Source organism: Singulisphaera chitinilytica, assembly GCF_049331405.1.
In the GTDB taxonomy this organism is placed as follows: Bacteria; Planctomycetota; Planctomycetia; order Isosphaerales; family Isosphaeraceae; genus PoT.
Genome location: NZ_CP186274.1, coordinates 5,615,495 through 5,632,288, shown reverse-complemented (window position 1 = coordinate 5,632,288; position 16,794 = coordinate 5,615,495). Strand labels below are relative to the sequence as shown.

Below are 16,794 nucleotides of genomic sequence, written 5' to 3'. Positions count from 1 at the left end.
GCGAGGCTTCGTCGATGGACCACACTCTCTTTATACACGTCGGCCGTTGTTTTCACTTTCGAGATCAACTCATGATAAGAAGTTTCTCGATCCGCATCGGTGTCGTCCTGACGACCTTGTTCACGCTCAACTCGACCATCCGGGCCGAGGAGCCCCCGGTGGTCCGCTCCACCAAATCGGGGCCCTGGTCGGCGAAGGAGACCTGGGACGTGGGCCGCGTCCCGAAGGCGGGCGACCGGGTGGTCATCCGGTCCGGCCACGAGGTCGGCTACGACGTCGCTTCCGAGGAGGTCATCCGGCTCGTCCAGGTCGCCGGGACGCTCGAGTTCGCCAGGGATCGCACCACCCGGCTCGAGGTCGGCCTGCTCACGATCGTCCGCAGCGATAAGCCGTCGGAAGATGGCTTCGACTGCCACGCCTCGATGGGTGACATGAAGGGGATGGGGGAGGGGAGCCGCCCGGCCCTGCTCGTGGGGAAGCCCGGCTCTCCGATCGCCCCCGACCACACCGCGACGATCCGGCTGCATTACATCGAGGGGATGGATAAGGTCTCGTGCCCGGCCATCGTCTGCTGCGGCGGCCGGATGGAGTTCCACGGCACCCCGATGCCCCAGACCTGGCTCAAGGTCCGCAAGACGGCCGACGCCGGCGCGACGTCGGTCTACGTCGATGAATGGGCCGAGGGCTGGAAGCAAGGGGACAAGATCATCGTCACGAGCACCCGCCGCCAGCGCGACGGCCGCGGTGTCGGTGGCGATTTCCTCGCAGGGGCCCAGACCGAGGAGCGGCAGATCACCGGCCTCTCGCCCCGGGACTTCACCGGCGGCTACGCGGTCAAGCTGGACAGGCCGCTCGCCTTCTCGCACTACGCCGAGGGGAACTTCCGCGCCGAGATCGCGAACCTCACGCGCAACGTGGTCGTCGAGTCGGCCGATCCCAACGGGGTCCGCGGCCACACGATGTACCACAAGAATTCGGCCGGCTCGATCAACTACGCGGAGTTCCGGCACCTCGGCAAGCGCGACGAGAAGGGGCGCTACAGCATCCACTTCCACCTGGCCGGCGAGTCGATGCGGGGCAGTTCGGTCATCGGTGCATCGATCTGGGACAGCCACAACCGCTGGATCACCATCCACGGCACCGACGACCTCGTGATTCGCGACAACGTCGGCTACAAGAGCGTCGGCCACGGCTACTTCCTCGAGAGCGGCACCGAGATCAACAACATCCTCGACCACAACCTCGCGGCGCTTGTGATGCCCGGCAAGCCGCAGAAGGATCAGGATGTCCCCTTCGACCTCAACCGAGGGGCCGGATTCTGGTGGGCGAACAGCCAGAACAGCTTCACCAGGAACGTGGCCGTCGAGTGCGCCGAGTACGGCTACCGCTTCGACACCAAGAAGACCGAGAATTACGACCCGATCCGACCGATCCGACAGCCCGACGGCTCGATCCAGCCCGAGGACTCGAGGATCATGCCGTTCGTCCGGTTCCAGGGCAACGAAGCCCACACGATGAAGTTCTTCTGCCTCAACCTCCGGGGCGTCACCCGGCCTGACCGAGGCCTCGACTTCTACAGCCAGAACGAGACCCTGGCCCGCGAGGCCGCCGAGGCCATGCCCAAAGGGGAGCACCCGTTCTGGATCCGCGACTTCCGCTGCTGGGAGGCGAACTGGGCGACCCACCTCGGCACGACGGGCGTCTTCATCGACGGCCTGGACGTCTTCCGCTCGGACGTGGCGATCTGGCGGTCGATCATGGATCGCTCCGGGTTCCGCCGGATGACGACCAGCGACATGCGGGTCAACGACATCCACAACCCGCTCAGCTCGGGCTACGTCCCTTCGAAATCCGAGGGGGAGAGCGGGGCCTTCCGCGGGCTCTCGAGCTTCCGGGACGACATGCCGCCCGTCACGGTCATCACCAGCGCCGTCCGCGACGGCAACCTGCTCGTGGTCAAGGGCTCGACGGCCGACGCCAGCGACGTGCGACGCGTCACCGTCAACGGCCGCCCGGCGCGCTCGACCCGCGACAGCTTCGCCGAGTGGGAGATCTCCCTCGACGCCCCCGCCGGCAAGCCCTTCGAGGTCCGCGCCCAATCCGAAGACGTCCGCGGCCACTCCGAACCCCGGCCGCACGTCCTGCATTTGGACGCCAAGTAACCGCACGATATGCCCTTGAGGCCGGAATCGTGGCGGGCCGCCGGTGTCCTGGGGCCCGCCACGATCGTTTCAACCGGAGCTTGGCCAGGAAGCCTCGGAACCGCGATTTCTCGCAGGATATGGGCGGCTCATGTCATCTCACCGGCGGTGTGAGGGATATCGGGAAGCGCCCGGATGAATTCCCCGGGGACCGTCGCCAACTCTCCGTTCGGCCCGAACATGCGGTCCATCGTGGCCCACGTCGATCCCTCCAAGCTCCTCGAATACAACCCGAATCCGGAAGATATGGGCTCCACCCTGAAGATGGGGAACCTCTCCGTCAAGGATTCGATGCCTATCGTCCACAACAGTGCAACGGTGGTCGACATCAAGAAGATGGGCGGCATTCTGATTATAGTGTTGATGGATGCTGATATTTGGGACGGTGCCACGACGCGGGCGCGAAGGCCCCGCGGGGTTTCGCCTTGCTTGAAATTGTTGTATGCAAATCTATTTGGAAGTAAGAAGAGATGGGCTAATACTCGGAGGCCGCGGATCGTCCTATCATCCCCCGGGAGGCAGGTCGCCTAGCAGTTTGTTCCCCTTGGCGAGGCCCTCGCGAATTTCGCGGACGATGGACTCGCAGACCAGTTCGCAAAGCCGCTCCACGAGCGGGTCGTCGATCCGATAGAAGACCTGCAAGCCGGCTTTCCTCCGACCCACCAGGCCGGACTCGGTGAGCATCTTGAGGTGCTTCGAGACGTTGGCCTGGCTCCTGCCCGTCCCCTCCACGACCTCTGACACATTCTTCTCCCCCTGCATCAAGCAGCGGAGGATGGCCAACCGCGTGGGATCGGCGAGCATCCGGAACTTGTCGGAGATCAGGTCGAGGAATTCGTCGGGGATGTCGGCGGCCATGTGTTGACTAAACAACTGGTGGAGAATATAGTTAATTGGAGTTTCAGTAATATTGTAGCACGAGGAACGGCGATGGAAAGGAGCCCGGATGCTCCCCATCGCGGCTTCGGTGATCGGATCATCCCGTTCTGCTGTAGCTCTTCGTGAGCCCTTGGATGCGGCCCGGATTCAGATTCCCGGCCTGCCTTGGGAGGTCCCCGCGATTTCGGGCGTGGCCCGGGTCGATCTCGAGGAAACGGGGATGCAAGGGGTTGGCCTGCGGGGCGTGGCCAACAGCACTCGAGGAAGAGCCGAAGGCCAGGATCGAGTCGTCTGCCACGCGGCGAGGACTGAACTGGCAGCGACGTCGCGGTGCGAGCACGCGGCCACCGTCGAGCCCTGAGCAAGATGGGCGTCGCCTTCCCTTGCGAGAACGCGATGCGTCAGAACCCATCACGATGGGGGATGTTTCCTGGCGGGCGTCGATATCGCGCCGTCGGGGGCGATGGAAGTCGTATCTCAAGCAGCACGAAGAGGGCTTTGGCTGCTTCGAGTCCTGAGCACCGGGGCGGTCGTCAAATGGAGGAGACGTTCGATATGAAGACAATCACGCCGGAAGAAATCAGGAGATTGCGAGGGGACGGACGCCCCATCGACCTGATCGACGTGCGTACCCCCGTCGAATATCGCGAGGTGCACGCGGAGGAGGCCCGGTCGATCCCGCTCGACGCGCTGGAGCCGCGGGCGGTCATGGCCGCACGCGACGATTCTAGCCAAGGACCGTTGTATCTGATCTGCCGGTCGGGCGCCCGTAGCCGGCAGGCGGCCGAGGCCTTCCGGAAAGCCGGCTTCGACGACGTGGTGAGCGTCGAAGGGGGGACACTGGCCTGGGAGCGGGCGGGGCTGCCCGTGATCCGGGGCGCGAAGGCGGTATCCCTCGAGCGGCAGGTCCGGATCGCGGCGGGCTCGCTGGTCGTGCTCGGCACGGCGCTCGGCGCCTTCCTGCATCCCGCCTTCCTCGGGCTCCCGGGGTTCATCGGCGCGGGCCTGGTCTTTTCGGGCGTCACCGACACCTGCGGCATGGGGATGGTCCTCGCACGGATGCCCTGGAATCGGGCCTCGGACCGAGGTTGAGCGACCCCGACGACGAGGGAGCCGGCCGATGAGGGATGCAATCTTGCCGGGGGTCGATCATCGGGCTGGCTTCTACATTTGCAGGCGAGAGGAAATATACCTGAGGCACTCCGCAGGAGGCCAGGAAGGCCATCGCGGATGGCGAGGCTGTGCTCGTCGATGTCCGCGTGCTGTCCGAGCGGTGCCCCGGGAAGAGTGTGGGCGAATTCGGGCTTGAAACGACGGTAATCCCCGTCAGGGAGTCCATCGAAGATGAAAATTGTGATCGTCGGCGGCGTGGCCGGCGGCGCGTCGGCGGCCGCGCGGGCCCGACGCCTCTCGGAGTCGGCTGAGATCGTCCTGTTCGAGCGGGGCTCGGAGGTCTCGTTCGCCAATTGCGGGCTGCCTTACTACGTCGGCGGCGAGATCGCCGAGCGGGGCAAGTTGCTGATCGTGACCCCCGATCAACTGCGCGAGCGGTTCCGGATCGACGTCCGGGTCCGCACCTCCGTCGAGTCCATCGACCGGGCCGCCAAGCGGGTCCGGGTCCGCGACCTCAACTCGGGGCGTGAATACGAGATCGATTATGACAGGCTGATCCTCGCGCCCGGCGCGGCCCCGATACGCCCCGAGGTCCCTGGGGCCGACCTCCCCGGCATTTTCACCCTCCGCGATTTACGCGACGTGGACCTGATCAAGAAGAAGGTGGAGGACGGGATCGAGCGGGTCGTCGTCGTCGGAGGGGGATTCATCGGACTGGAGATGGTCGAGAACCTCGTGCGCCGGGGCGTGACCACGACACTCGTCCAATCCGGCGACCAGGTCCTGACGACATTCGACAAGGAGATGACCGCCCCTCTGGCGGCTGCACTCGTCGAGCACGGCGTCGAGTTGATCCTGAACGACTCGGCGGGCGCGTTTGCCGAAGGCCGGAATGGCCTGGAGATACGCCTCAGGTCGGGGCGTCGGCTCGAGGCGCAGATGGTGGTGATGGGCGTCGGCGTGAGGCCGGAAAACTCGCTCGCTGTCGCAGCCGGCCTGACGGTGGGCCCGCGGGGCGGCATCCGAGTCAACGCCCACCTCCAGACCGATGACCCGGAGATCTACGCGGTCGGCGACGCGATCGAAGTCGAGGATTTCGTCCTGGGAGGGCCGACGCAGATCCCCCTGGCCGGGCCTGCCAACCGCCAGGGGAGGATCGCCGCCGATCACATCTGCGGCCGAGCGGACGCCCGCTATCGCGGCTCGCAGGGCACGGCGATCGTCGGTTTGTTCGGCAAGACGGCGGCGATGACCGGGGCATCGGAGAAGTCGCTGATACGGGCCGGTCGCCCCTATCGGAAGGTCTACGTCCATCCCGGCAATCACGCCGGATACTTCCCCGGGGCGGAGCCGATCTCCATCAAGCTCCTCTTCTCGCCGGAGGATGGGAGGATCTTGGGGGCGCAGGCGGTGGGCGGAGCTGGCGTCGACAAGCGGATCGACGTCATCGCCATGGCCATCCAGGCGGGCATGACGGCTTATGATCTGGAGGAGTCCGAGTTGGCCTACGCCCCCCAGTACGGGTCTGCGAAGGATCCGATCAACATGGCCGGATTCGTGGCGGCCGGCCTGCTCCGGGGCGAGCACCCTCAGGTCGATGTCGACTCCGTCGTCGGCCCTCGGCAAGACAATCCGTTATTCGTGCTCGACGTCCGCACGCCCGAGGAGTTCCACGCCGGTCACATCCCCGGCGCCACGAATATCCCCGTTGATGAGCTCCGCCAACGACTCGGCGATCTCCCCCGCGACGCGGAGATCGCCGCCTATTGTCAGGTCGGCCAGAGAGGATATCTGGCGACGCGAATCCTGCTCCAGTCGGGCTTCAGGGCGAGCAACATCGGCGGCGGTTACAAGACCTACATGCTTTTCCACCCGGGCGGCGGGAAGGCCGGCGCGTCTGGCTGAGAGCGGGAGTGAAGGCCATCGAGTTCCTGACCTCTTGGAGGACGGCTCGGGTCGTATCCCGCAGGTGTCCGGATTCGGTTCCTCTTGTCTGTTGGGCGTTGCGAGGCAAACATAGCGTGGAATTAACGCGCGGGGTTGTGGGCACTTCGGTTGTGAACCTGCTCGCAAATGGCGGTTCCCTGGAGTTGAGGAACTCGAGAGCGCGGGCGGGTCGGCGTTGCAATTTCTGGGCGGGTTCGATGGAGTCAGTCGCGTGCGTGGGCCGGAGCCGATCGGACAGGATGTTGCGATGCCCGGGTCGGGTTCTGCCCAGAGTGGCTCATGCTGACGCGTAGCCTGCTCCTCCGCATCGCAGGGCCGAGCTTCTTCATGAGCCTGCTGTTCCTCGGCTCGTGCCTCACGGCGTCGGTTTACCTGCACTATCGGCAGTCGACATCGATCCGGGAGCTCGACGAGAACCTCCGGAGCCGTCGGATCGCGACGGACCTCTTGCTCGCAATCGATGGCCTGTCGGGGGCGAATGCGGCCGCCGTGGAGGCCTCGGAGCGCCGGATCGGCGATCTGATCGGTCGGGCGCGAAAACTGGCGGACAGGCCAGAGGAGGCCAGGCTCGTGGATCGGCTGGAGGCGAGCTTCGCCCGCCACCTCCGGAGCCGGCGAGATGACCCCAGGCAGGCAGGAAACCGCGACGGCTCGTCCCTCGTGGTCTCGGAGCTCGTCCCCATCTGCCGAGAGCTCGAGCGGTTCAATAGCGGCGAGGTGGATCGGTCCGAGGGGAGCCTGCGGCGGACGGTCACATGGACCGCCTGGGGGCTCGCGAGCGTCGGGCTGGTCGGGGCGGCGGCCGGGGCGATCCTCGGATACATCGTCGCCAGGAGGCTGGGGCGGAACGTCCTCCGGGCCGAGTCGCTGGCCGAGGTCGGGCAGGTCGCCGCCGGACTCGCCCACGAGCTGCGGAACCCCCTCACGGCGATCAAGATGCTCGTCCAGGCGAACCTCGAGGACGCCGAGTCGCAGGACCTGCGGGTCATCGAGCTGGAGATCCGCCGGATGGAGGATCGCCTGAATGTCTTCATCGACTTCGCCAGGCCCCCGAGGCCGGAGCGCCGGATCCTCGACCTGAACACGGTGGTGGATCAGACGCTCGCCCTCGTCGGCGGTCGGGCGAGGAAGCAGCGTGTGGTGCTGCACTTCGAGCCCCCGCCTTCCCCCATCGAGGTCGAGGCCGACGGCGAGCAGCTCCGGCAACTGCTCGTGAACCTGGCGCTGAACGCGCTCGACGTCATGCCACGAGGGGGCGAGCTGGACGTCGAGATCAGGCCCACGGCCGACGGGCATGTCGAGGTCATCGTCCTCGACACCGGCCCGGGCATCCCCGCCCGGCATTTCGCGCGGCTGTACGAGCCGTTTTTCACGACCAAGGAGACGGGGCTCGGGCTCGGGCTGCCCGTCTCGCAGCGGATCGCCCACGACCACGGCGGGATGCTCTGCGCATCCAACCGGCCGCAGGGGGGCGCGAGATTCATGCTCCGCATGCCCGCCCTCGGCGGTTCCCATGCCTGAGCGTTGAGGAGTTCGGTATGCCCCGTATCCTGGTGATCGATGACGAGTCCTCCATCCTGCACGCCTTCCGCCGGGCGTTCGGCGACCCGGATGACGAGCTCCTGACGGCCCCCAACGCCGAGGAAGGGCTCGCCCTCGTCTCGGACAAGAAGCCCGACGTCGTCGTGCTCGACCTGAACCTGCCCGACGCCAACGGCCTGGATGTCTACCGGAAGATCCGCGCGATCGACGCCAGGATCCCGGTCATCTTCATCACCGGGCACGGGACCACCGAGACGGCCATCGAGGCGACCAAGCAAGGGGCCTTCGACTACCTGCTCAAGCCGCTGGAGCTGGAGCAGGTGCGCGACCTCGTCGAGCAGGCCGCGGAGATCAGCCGCCTCGGGCGCGTCCCCGCGGTGGTCCCCGACGAATCCGTGCCGGCGGGAACGCCGGTCGACGTGCTCGTGGGCCGATCTCCTGCCATGCAGGAGGTCTACAAGGCGATCGGGCGGGTGGCCTCGCAGGACCTGGCGGTGCTGGTCCTGGGCGAGAGCGGGACCGGCAAGGAACTGGTCGCCCGCGCCATCTATCAGCATAGCCGCCGGGCTGCGGGGCCGTTTCTCGCGGTCAACTGCGCCGCGATCCCCGAGACCCTGCTCGAGAGCGAGCTGTTCGGCCACGAGAAGGGGTCATTCACCGGCGCCGACCGGCGTCGGATCGGGAAGTTCGAGCAATGCTCGGGGGGGACGCTCTTCCTCGACGAGATCGGCGACATGACCCCGCTGACCCAGGCGAAGCTCCTGCGCGTCCTCCAGGACGGCCGGTTCGAGCGAGTGGGGGGGAGCGACACGATCCAGGCCGAGGTCCGGATCATCGCCGCGACCAATCGCGACCTCGCCTTGATGGCCTCGGTGGGGGAGTTCCGCGAGGATCTGTATTACCGGCTCGGCGTGGTGACGATCACGCTCCCGCCGCTCCGCGAACGGGCCGGCGACCTGCACCTGCTCGTCGACCACTTCATCAAGCGGTTCAGCCCGGAGATGGGACGAGAAGTCGCGCAGGTGGCCCCCGAGGTGCTCGAGCTCCTGCGTCGCTATCCCTGGCCGGGCAACCTCCGGGAGTTCCAGAGCGTGCTCCGCCAGGCTTTGCTCCGGGCGCAAGGGCCGGTGCTGCTCGCGGACTTTTTGCCCCCGGCGGTCCGGGGGGAGGCACTCCCGGAAGCCGGGCCTCGATCGGCGGGCTTCGACTGGGAGGAGTTCCTGGACGAGCGCCTGCGAGCCGGCTCCCAGGATCTGTATGCGGAGTCGCTGTCCTTGATGGAGCGCTCGCTGGTCACTCGCGTTTTGCGTCATACGCGGGGGAATCAGCTCCAGGCGGCGAAGATCCTGGGGATCACCCGCGGGAGCCTGAGGACGAAGGTCCGCACCCTCGGCATCACGATCGAGCGTTCGGTCTCGCCGCCCGACGACAGGTCGGACGGCTAGCCGAAGGCGCGGACCTCGCGGAAATCGGGCGATCAGTCGCGGCCGAAGAACCGGAACAAGGCCCGACGCGGGGTGTTCGGGGAACCTCCCGCGATCTGCGGGACGCCGTTGCCGCCCATGACCCCGGAGCCTGGCGCGTACGACGAGAGGCCCGCCTCGAGAGTTGCCGCCGGGCGGAACGTGGGGGCCGCGCCGGTGAACCTCTGGCCGCCGCCGTTGGCCTTGTCGAGGGCCCGGACGTTCGCCTCGTTGACCATCGGGTTGTGCCCCTGCCAGCGGCTCTCGGCCACCTCCAGGAGGTTCAGCGGCGCGAAGACCGCGTCGCCGCCGGCGGAGATCCAGTCGCAGGCGCCTCCGGCCGACTCGTCGACCTCCCCATCGATCCCGTAGACGACCACGTACTCATAGCGGTTGATCCGCGGCTTCGAATCCTGGTCGTTCAGGTCCGAGCCGGTGTTCGCGATCAGCTCGAGGTCGACGCGGACCCGGCGCTCGCCGTCGCCCGGCATGGCGCGGAGGCGGGCGACGTATTTGCCGACGCCGTGGTTCCAGACCTCGTCGGGGCCGCCCCTCGGCGGGAAGGCCCGCAGGTTCGCCAGGAGGGCGATCCGACGCGCGCGGATGTTCCGCTCGAGGACCGCGTGGAACCTCGGCACGTAGGGGTCGCACTGATCGAAGCCGGGGCGAGGCGGTCCGGCCGGGATGCCGTTGGCGTTGTCGCCGATCCGGTGATTCAGGTGGTTCTCCCCCAGCTCGGCCCAGAGGGCCTTCAGCTCGTCGCGGGTCATGCCCGTGCCGGGCGCCGGGGTCGGCTCGTTCAGCATGATCGAGGCCACCGCGCCGCCGAGGCAGTGCCCTGGCCAGCGCTGGACGGTCTGCGTCTGGCTATACACCGCCTCCCACGGGCGGGCCGAGAGGCCGAAGAGCTGGTCGTACTTCAGCAGCGGCGCGGGGCTCTGATAGAGCGTGCCGTTGGCCCTGACGCAGGTCAGGTCGTCATAGAGGTTGGGGAACCAGGTCGACGTATCCCCCGGGGCCGGCCTCGTGTCGAGGATGCCGTTGGCCCCGGGGAGGATGATGTCCTGCCCCGGCGCGATCCCCGAGCCGAAGGAGGCGACCAGCACGTCGTCGCCGACCGGCCCCGGCGTGTCGACGACCCCGTTGCCGCCGCTCCAGGGCTCGTGGATCGAGTCCCCCTTGGTCGGCCAGTAGTAGTAGTTCCAGGGCATCCGAGCCGACTGGCCGATCTGCACGAATTCCGTCTCGACGCGGTAGGAGGAGTTCGCCCCCGCCCCCGAGACCCGGAACGTGTACCAGCCGTGGGCATCTTGCCCGCCGACCTCCCGGCCATTGGTGCGGGGCTTTCCATCAGGGCCGGTCAGCGTCTCGATCGTGCCCGCGCTCGTCTTGATCGTGAGCGTACCGCCATGACGCGTCGGCACGTAGACGCCGTAGTAGCGGTCGCCGCTCTGATAATTCAGGTCGCCCCCGAGAGGGATCGGCTGGACCTTCTCGGCCGCCGAAACTTCCCCGGACGCACCGATGACGACTATCGGAATCCATGCCACCGCATGAATTAGTTGAAATCCGAAGCGCATGCTGACTCCCGTCGAGAGGAGAGATTCCATTCCGTCCTCCCCCACGCCGGACAGTCATTGTCCCGGTCTTGGGAGGTATGGAGGTCCAGGGGAGATAGACAAGTTTCGTGCCACTTGGAGAAATGGGCGATTTCCCGTCGCCTCTCTGCATTGAGAGAGCCTTGGCCACGTTCGACTTGGGAGTCGTCGCCGCGGGCCATCGGGTACGATGCCCAGACGGGCGGACGAGGCGCGAGGGCTATCCCTTTTGGCCGCTCGCGGACCACCCTGGTTGCGCAACGGCCAGCCAGGGTGTCCGCGGGCGAGGATGCCGCCGGCAACCACGTTCAATCGCGAGGCTTCGACTGCGAGAGCCCACTTGGCCGGGTGACGCCCAGAGTGATCGCCGCTCGACCATGCGGCCATGACGTTGTCGCCTGAACGAAGGGTGTGAGCGGTGGGGACCCATCTCAGAGCTTGGCGACGTAACTGATTATTTAAGCAAGAGATATGAAGAAGCTCGCGGTGCCCGGCTCTTCGCTTTTTGCCGCCGGCATGGTTCTTGCAAAATTGGTTTAGCATCTCCGGAGGCGGCGAGTCAACCGGCCCCGACCCGCGACGGTCGGTCCTCGATGGTGACGGAGGCAGGCGCTAGCTGTGGCCATGCTAGATGCCGAGTTTGGGGCCCTCCGCGCTTGCTCTCCCAGGCGTGTGAGTCGGTCGATGACGAGGGAGGGTTTGCGAGAGGTCGTCTTCCATCCGTTCGAAGGCCGTAAGGCGCATCGCCAGGCCGGCCACGGCAACGTTGCCACTTCGGTGGCGGACTCGCCCGAAAGCCGAACCATGACCAGCGGTTGCTGGGACGGCACGCAGCAACCCCGAGAAATACCCGCGAAGGGAAGACGACTCGACGCCTGAATCCCGTCCCGAAGTATCCCTCTCTCTGAGATTCCTCCCCCCCCCTCAGAGAGAGGCCTTTTTCTCTTCGAAGTCCGCCAAACCGACCACCACTGCCCGGGGCTTCAACGCGCCGGCGGATGGGCCTCCATTCCGCGGCGGCCGATTCAGGGGCTCAACCGTGGCCGGGGCCTCGCGCATTGAGCCGTGAGGTCCATCCGCCGATGGGGATAGATGCAGCCTCTTCAGCGAGTTAAGCCCTCTCGCAAGACTAGCTCGCGAGTCTCCATGGTGTTCGCGTCGTAGATCGCAAGGCTTGGAGGCGGGATGTTCAATCGGCCTTTGACTTCGGCTTCGTCTCGGACAGGATGAGGCGTATGGCTGCCTTCTCGGCGTCGGGGAGGTAGGCGTAGTCGGCCGCGGGGGTGGCGGGGTCGAGGGCGCGATCGAGCTCGCGTTCGAAGGCCCTGCGGAGCGGCCGGGGCAGGCCCGCGAAGGCCGCCGACTCAATCATGTACGAGCAGCGATGGGTCAGGAGCCGGGTCTTGAGGTCAAGGTCGCGCAGGGAGCCGCCGTTGGAGGCGACCCGGCGATGGGCGAGGAAGTCGGCCCGGAACTCGTCGGAGCCGGTCACGCCCCCCTTCGGGAGCGGCACCTCGTCGGCGAAGAGGGTGTAGCGGACGAGGTCGCGAGCCAGGGCGTCGAGCTCCGTGGCCACCGCCGCTTCGTCGCCGTCGTGCTGGTGCAGGAGCGTCCGCGTGCGGTACGTGGCCGAGACGGCCCGGTTGATGAAGCCCGCCTGGTGCTCGTGGAGGAGCTGCGGCAGGAGCCCGCTGGTCGGGAGCGGATAGCGGCCGATGTCGAACATCTCGCCGGGTCGGATCGGGCGTTCCTCGGCCCGGCCTTGCGACCACTCGATGAGGATGTTCCCCTGATGGCGGGTGAAGTCGGGGGCGTCGGTCACGAGCCAGCCGCCGAACCGCTCCTCGAGCGGCACGCCGTGGCCGCTGAGGCCGCGCCGGAAGGCCCGCTCGCCGCCGCCGGAGATGCCGGGGACGACCGACTCGATCACGAGCTGCGGGACCTCGCCCGTCTCGGGGGTCCCGTGGCAGGTCAGGCAGTTCTCGCTCCGCCGGGACCTCGGGACCTTCCCCGAGACGTGGCGGTTGAAGATATAGAACATCGGCCCCCGCGCGGGGTCGATCGAGATGACCTCGATCTGGCCGCCCGGCACGAAGCCGACGTAGGTGTCGTCATTGAAGTAGAGGGCCCTTGGCCGTCTCGGCGAGATGATCGTCTTCTGGAAGCTCGTGGCCGAGGTCACGATCATCTGCGAGCTGACCGGGACATCGAGCCTGCGGAGGAGGCTCACCAGCAGCGCACGCTCATCTTTGGCGTCGAGGTCGACCCGGCCGGCGTCGAGGTCGGCCTTGAACGCGGCGAAGCGGTCGCGCGTCGGCAGGGTGTTGTAGCCGTGGATGGGGTCGTTGACCCCGACGGGCCCCTCGGCCCTGGCGTTGTCGACGAGCCCCGAGAGGCCGACCAGGGCGGCTGCGATCCATCGTCTCATCTGCAGATCCCTCGGTCGAACCATCCCGCGTCGCTCCGGGCTCGCCTCGATGGAGCCGGGCGGCCGCGTTGGGCCGCCCGGTCGTTTGACGGGTCAATCAAAGCGTCGAAGCCGGCTCGCTCACTCGGTCTCGACCTTCGCGCCCGTGCGCTTCCAGCCCATGATGCCCTTGGCGTAGTGCTTGATGTTGGTGTAGCCGAGCTCCTTGGCGGCCTTGGCGGCCGAGCGGTAGGCCGTGCACTGCTCGTTGGCGCAGTAGGCGACGATCAGGGAGGACTTGTCGGCCGGCAGCTTGGAGGCGAGGGCTTCCTTCTGCGTCTCGAAGTCGATCGCGGTGGGGATGTGCCCTTCCTTGTACGAGTCGGTCCCGTTGGCGTCGAGGAGGGTGACCTTCTTGGCGTCGACGGCCTTGAGCAGCTCTTCGTGCGTGATGTTCGGGTAGGTCTTGTCCTCGGCGCGAACAACACCAGCTCCGGCGAAGAGGGCGACAGTCAGGGCGATGGCGTAACGCATGCGTTCTCCAGTCTCGATGACGAAATCCGATGCAGAAACAGCCGACGACGAGTCGGGTGCGCGGTGAGACGCGGCGGGCGCGTCAGTGGACGATCTCGAGGCGGGTGACGGCGAGGAGCGGGCTTCCCCCCCCGGCGTGCATGACCCCCTCGGCAATCACGGGGACCGGCTTCCGGCCGCATCCCTGGGTTCGGTAGAAGTCTCGGAAGACGGCGTTGTCGGTCAGCGTGATCGTCTCGACCCGGTCTTCCTGCCGGACGCGGACGACGGGCCGGCAGTCCTTCTCCTGGTGGAGCAGGCAGTGGGCGCAGACGACCTCGCCCCGGAGCGAGACCCGATGGATCCCGCCGATCCCCTCGCCCCTCCTCGGGCGGATCGCGGTGATCCCGATCGCCGCCAGGGCGCACGCCGCGATCGCCGCGACCAGCCGCAGCTTGAGGCGTCGCGAGGCGGGCCCGGCCTGCCCGGCGGGAGTCCCGGCGTCGAGGCGGGCCCTGACCCCCTGCCAGAAGGCGTCGGCCGAGCGCTTCGGATCAAGCTCGTGGGCGATGAGCTCCGAGAGGGCGAGCTGGTCGCCGAGGTCGCGGAGGAGGCCCGGGTCGCGTTCGAGCTCCCTGCGCAGCTCCTCGGCGTCGGCCTCGGACGGTTCGCCGTCGAGCAGGCGGCCGAGCAGTTCGTGATAGCGGGCCTCGGTCATCGCCACGATTCCCCCGTCTTGCGTTCGACGCACTGCTTGATCACCTGCCGGAGCCTCAGGAGCTTCTGCCTCAGGGCGTCGGCCCGGACCTCGAGCCTGGCCGCCATCGCCTCCGCCGACTCGTCGTCGGCGTAGCGCCGCATGAGCAGCTCGCGGGCGGCCTCGGGCAGGTCCCGCAGGCAGGAGCGCATGGCCTCGATCCACTCCGCCGAGGGCGTCTCCCGGTCGGGCTCGGCCCTGGCGATCAGGAGGCCGGCAAGCCCCCTGGCGATCAGCCGGGAACGTCGGCCGGCCTTGCGCAACTCGTTGGCCGCCAGGAGCCTGGCGATGCCCCGGAGCCAGGGGCCCGCATCGCGCTCGGCGTCGCGGTCGTCCAGCCTGCGATAAGCGACGAGGAACGTTTCCTGTGCGAGATCATCCACCCAGGCGGCATTCACGCCCAGGGCCCGGAGGAACGCCCTCACCCCCGCCTCGTGCTCCCGGACCAGCAGTTCCAGCGCGGCGACGCGATCATCGGCCGGTGCAGGCCCCCTCGGCCTCGGCAGGAGGCCGGCCCGTGGCCCAACGTCAGGCGTCGCGTCGCGGCTCGGTTGCAAATGGCTCCTCCGAAGGACCGCATCGATGCCGGTCGTCGATCCGGCTTCTCGCCACGCCGGAGAATCCGCCTCGAATTTCGGGCCACGGGTCGAGCTCGCGGCCAGATTTCCTCGGCGGCGTCCGTCGTGCATGCCCCTAATTGTCGCGAGCGGGCTCGATGTGACAAGAAAATCTCGACGGTCGCCCCGGTGTCTGGCGGCCCTTCGGCCGGAAGTTTATCACTCCATTTAACCCAGGTCGCCTACTCGCAGCTCGCATCCCAAGACTCAAGGTCTCGTCGGGTCCTCCATCAATTCGGGCGGCATTGCCTTCCTTGGCTGTTGATGAGAGGAGACCGATCAAATACACAAAGGTGCGAGGATCCGTTCTAGTGGGTCATTTGGCTTGCTTGTGGCCATAAGTGGGTCTCGCAGCCCGCCGAAGAGGCACGCGGGTGCAGGCCCCCGAGCCGCCGACCCGGTGGCGACGCTCTCGCTGGCGCCGCCGCCGAGCGGCTCGCCGCCCGCCCCACACGAATGGCGTCGGGGCCGCGTTCCAGTGCCGGGCGACCGCCTCGAACCAGGCGACGATCTGGCCGACGTCCTTCGGGTGCCGGCCCGCCAGGGCGCGTCGCTTGAGGATCCGCTGCATGCTCTCGGCCATGTTCAACCACGACCCGCTCACGGGCGTATATAACGGCATGATGCCATGCTCGAACAACCAGCACACGAATACCGGCGTCTTGTACCCGGCCAGGTTGTCCAGGATCAGGAGCATCCGCAGCGGTGGCGGCTCCTCCGGCAACGTCGGCTTGATCATGAGGCCCTCTTGCCATCGCTCCCACTCCAGCTGCGCCCCTCCGGGGCCGGCCGCGTCGGTCGTCGGGAGGACGGGCATGGCGGCGAGGATCGCGGCCGACTCCCGCCTCAGCCAGGGGTGCAAGACCGTGTTCGGGCATGACGTCGCCCCCTCGATCCGCACCCGCCCGTCGGCCGGATGGAACAGGGTCAGGACCTTGGCCGTGCCATCGCGGAGGTACTCGCGCGGCTGCCGCACCGGCTCCCCCTCGGGGCACCAGGACTGCCCGGGATAGGGGGCCGCCTGGAACGGCCCGGCCTGGTCGGCGCACCAGACCGACAGGCCCATCGACTCGCCCAGCCGATAGGCCTCCTCGATCAACTTTTTTTGGGCGCCGCGTCGGGATCGGTGACGGCCGCCGTCCCCGCCTTGCGGCGGCGCAGGGCGGAGCCGGTCGGGCACCAGGAGCGGGTGCGTTGATGGCTGTAGCCGGCCTCGTGGAGCACCCGCCAGAGGGTATAGGTCGAGATGGTGGGCAGGCCATCGGGGGCGGCGCGCAACGCCGTTTGCGACGTGCTCAGCGACCAGGTGTCCGTGCCATCGGCTTCGGGGGTCGGGGTCCGCCCGAGCTCGTCGAGGATCCGCCCCGTAGTCGCCTGATCATAGGCGGGTGACCGGCCGCCGCCGTGCCGGGGCGTCAGCGCCGTCAGGCCCTCGGCATTGAAGCGGGCGACGAGTCGAGAGACGGCGTCGCCGGAGCGACGGCCGACGGAGAGGGCTGCGGCCTGGTAGTCGTCGCCGCGTGCGACGGCCAGGAGGATCTTGGCGCGGGTGACCTCGACGGCCGGGGCGGTCTGGGATCGGCTCAGTTGGGCGAGGTAATGCTGCTCCGCGGAACTCATCTCGCGGAGCGGATCGCTCTTGCGGCGGGACATGGCGGCCTCCCAGGGGTCACGGAGGCCACCGATTGTAGCAATCAGAGGGATATTATGGCTATAAGCAAGCCAAATGACCCACTAGGCGGGAGTCGACGTCTTTC

At 67.5% G+C, this 16,794-nt stretch carries 13 protein-coding genes; 5 read left to right on the top strand and 8 right to left on the bottom strand.

All coding sequences use genetic code 11. The features are described from left to right. The first annotated feature begins 71 nt into the window (after positions 1-71). Positions 72-2,162, top strand: coding sequence for a G8 domain-containing protein (locus ACOYYX_RS22445; protein ID WP_422923871.1), 2,091 nt, complete (start codon positions 72-74; stop codon positions 2,160-2,162). Positions 2,163-2,705: 543 nt separating this feature from the next. Here the strand turns inward: ACOYYX_RS22445 and ACOYYX_RS22440 are convergent. Continuing rightward, complete coding sequence (locus tag ACOYYX_RS22440; RefSeq protein ID WP_422923869.1) at positions 2,706-3,059, bottom strand: ArsR/SmtB family transcription factor; 354 nt, start codon at positions 3,057-3,059, stop codon at positions 2,706-2,708. Positions 3,060-3,635: 576 nt separating this feature from the next. Between ACOYYX_RS22440 and ACOYYX_RS22435 the strand changes: the two genes are divergently transcribed. The 4 genes from ACOYYX_RS22435 to ACOYYX_RS22420 all read left to right on the top strand — a co-directional run bounded on the left by ACOYYX_RS22435 (position 3,636) and on the right by ACOYYX_RS22420 (position 9,127). Beyond that, a complete protein-coding gene (locus tag ACOYYX_RS22435; RefSeq protein WP_422923867.1) occupies positions 3,636-4,172 on the top strand; it encodes a rhodanese-like domain-containing protein in 537 nt (178 codons plus the stop codon). 252 nt (positions 4,173-4,424) lie between these two features. Further along, positions 4,425-6,098: an FAD-dependent oxidoreductase gene (locus tag ACOYYX_RS22430; RefSeq protein WP_422923865.1), complete on the top strand. Its 1,674-nt coding sequence runs from the start codon at positions 4,425-4,427 to the stop codon at positions 6,096-6,098. Positions 6,099-6,419: 321 nt separating this feature from the next. Beyond that, on the top strand, positions 6,420-7,661 hold the full coding sequence (locus ACOYYX_RS22425; protein ID WP_422923863.1) for a sensor histidine kinase: 1,242 nt from the start codon (positions 6,420-6,422) through the stop codon (positions 7,659-7,661). A 17-nt stretch (positions 7,662-7,678) separates the two neighbouring features. Next, on the top strand, positions 7,679-9,127 hold the full coding sequence (locus ACOYYX_RS22420) for a sigma-54-dependent transcriptional regulator (RefSeq protein WP_422923861.1): 1,449 nt from the start codon (positions 7,679-7,681) through the stop codon (positions 9,125-9,127). A 32-nt stretch (positions 9,128-9,159) separates the two neighbouring features. Here the strand turns inward: ACOYYX_RS22420 and ACOYYX_RS22415 are convergent, their stop codons facing one another. The 7 genes from ACOYYX_RS22415 to ACOYYX_RS22385 form a co-directional block, all read right to left on the bottom strand. After that, the gene (locus ACOYYX_RS22415) at positions 9,160-10,755 is read right to left on the bottom strand and encodes a hypothetical protein (protein WP_422923859.1); all 1,596 of its coding nucleotides are present in this window, start codon (positions 10,753-10,755) and stop codon (positions 9,160-9,162) included. Positions 10,756-11,932: 1,177 nt separating this feature from the next. Beyond that, positions 11,933-13,171: a hypothetical protein gene (locus ACOYYX_RS22410; protein ID WP_422923857.1), complete on the bottom strand. Its 1,239-nt coding sequence runs from the start codon at positions 13,169-13,171 to the stop codon at positions 11,933-11,935. A gap of 120 nt (positions 13,172-13,291) precedes the next feature. Next, positions 13,292-13,684, bottom strand: a complete 393-nt coding sequence (locus ACOYYX_RS22405; RefSeq protein WP_422923855.1) for a rhodanese-like domain-containing protein — start codon at positions 13,682-13,684, stop codon at positions 13,292-13,294. 82 nt (positions 13,685-13,766) lie between these two features. Next, complete coding sequence (locus ACOYYX_RS22400) at positions 13,767-14,381, bottom strand: hypothetical protein (protein ID WP_422923853.1); 615 nt, start codon at positions 14,379-14,381, stop codon at positions 13,767-13,769. Next, a complete protein-coding gene (locus ACOYYX_RS22395) occupies positions 14,378-14,977 on the bottom strand; it encodes a sigma-70 family RNA polymerase sigma factor (RefSeq protein ID WP_422923852.1) in 600 nt (199 codons plus the stop codon). The genes ACOYYX_RS22400 and ACOYYX_RS22395 overlap by 4 nt, the downstream gene beginning before the upstream one ends. Positions 14,978-15,353: 376 nt before the next feature. After that, entirely contained in the window at positions 15,354-16,136 is a 783-nt protein-coding gene (locus ACOYYX_RS22390; RefSeq protein WP_422923850.1) for a transposase, read from the bottom strand. Next, positions 16,133-16,690, bottom strand: a complete 558-nt coding sequence (locus ACOYYX_RS22385) for a helix-turn-helix domain-containing protein (RefSeq protein ID WP_422923848.1) — start codon at positions 16,688-16,690, stop codon at positions 16,133-16,135. The genes ACOYYX_RS22390 and ACOYYX_RS22385 overlap by 4 nt, the downstream gene beginning before the upstream one ends. Positions 16,691-16,794 lie beyond the last annotated feature (104 nt).

Excerpts from the sequence above, each read along its gene's own strand:
- ACOYYX_RS22445 (WP_422923871.1), top strand. The coding sequence starts at position 72 with ATGATAAGAAGTTTCTCGATCCGCATCGGTGTCGTCCTGACGACCTTG.
- ACOYYX_RS22440 (WP_422923869.1), bottom strand. The coding sequence starts at position 3,059 with ATGGCCGCCGACATCCCCGACGAATTCCTCGACCTGATCTCCGACAAG.
- ACOYYX_RS22435 (WP_422923867.1), top strand. The coding sequence starts at position 3,636 with ATGAAGACAATCACGCCGGAAGAAATCAGGAGATTGCGAGGGGACGGA.
- ACOYYX_RS22430 (WP_422923865.1), top strand. The coding sequence starts at position 4,425 with ATGAAAATTGTGATCGTCGGCGGCGTGGCCGGCGGCGCGTCGGCGGCC.
- ACOYYX_RS22425 (WP_422923863.1), top strand. The coding sequence starts at position 6,420 with ATGCTGACGCGTAGCCTGCTCCTCCGCATCGCAGGGCCGAGCTTCTTC.
- ACOYYX_RS22420 (WP_422923861.1), top strand. The coding sequence starts at position 7,679 with ATGCCCCGTATCCTGGTGATCGATGACGAGTCCTCCATCCTGCACGCC.
- ACOYYX_RS22415 (WP_422923859.1), bottom strand. The coding sequence starts at position 10,755 with ATGGAATCTCTCCTCTCGACGGGAGTCAGCATGCGCTTCGGATTTCAA.
- ACOYYX_RS22410 (WP_422923857.1), bottom strand. The coding sequence starts at position 13,171 with ATGAGACGATGGATCGCAGCCGCCCTGGTCGGCCTCTCGGGGCTCGTC.
- ACOYYX_RS22405 (WP_422923855.1), bottom strand. The coding sequence starts at position 13,684 with ATGCGTTACGCCATCGCCCTGACTGTCGCCCTCTTCGCCGGAGCTGGT.
- ACOYYX_RS22400 (WP_422923853.1), bottom strand. The coding sequence starts at position 14,381 with ATGACCGAGGCCCGCTATCACGAACTGCTCGGCCGCCTGCTCGACGGC.
- ACOYYX_RS22385 (WP_422923848.1), bottom strand. The coding sequence starts at position 16,690 with ATGTCCCGCCGCAAGAGCGATCCGCTCCGCGAGATGAGTTCCGCGGAG.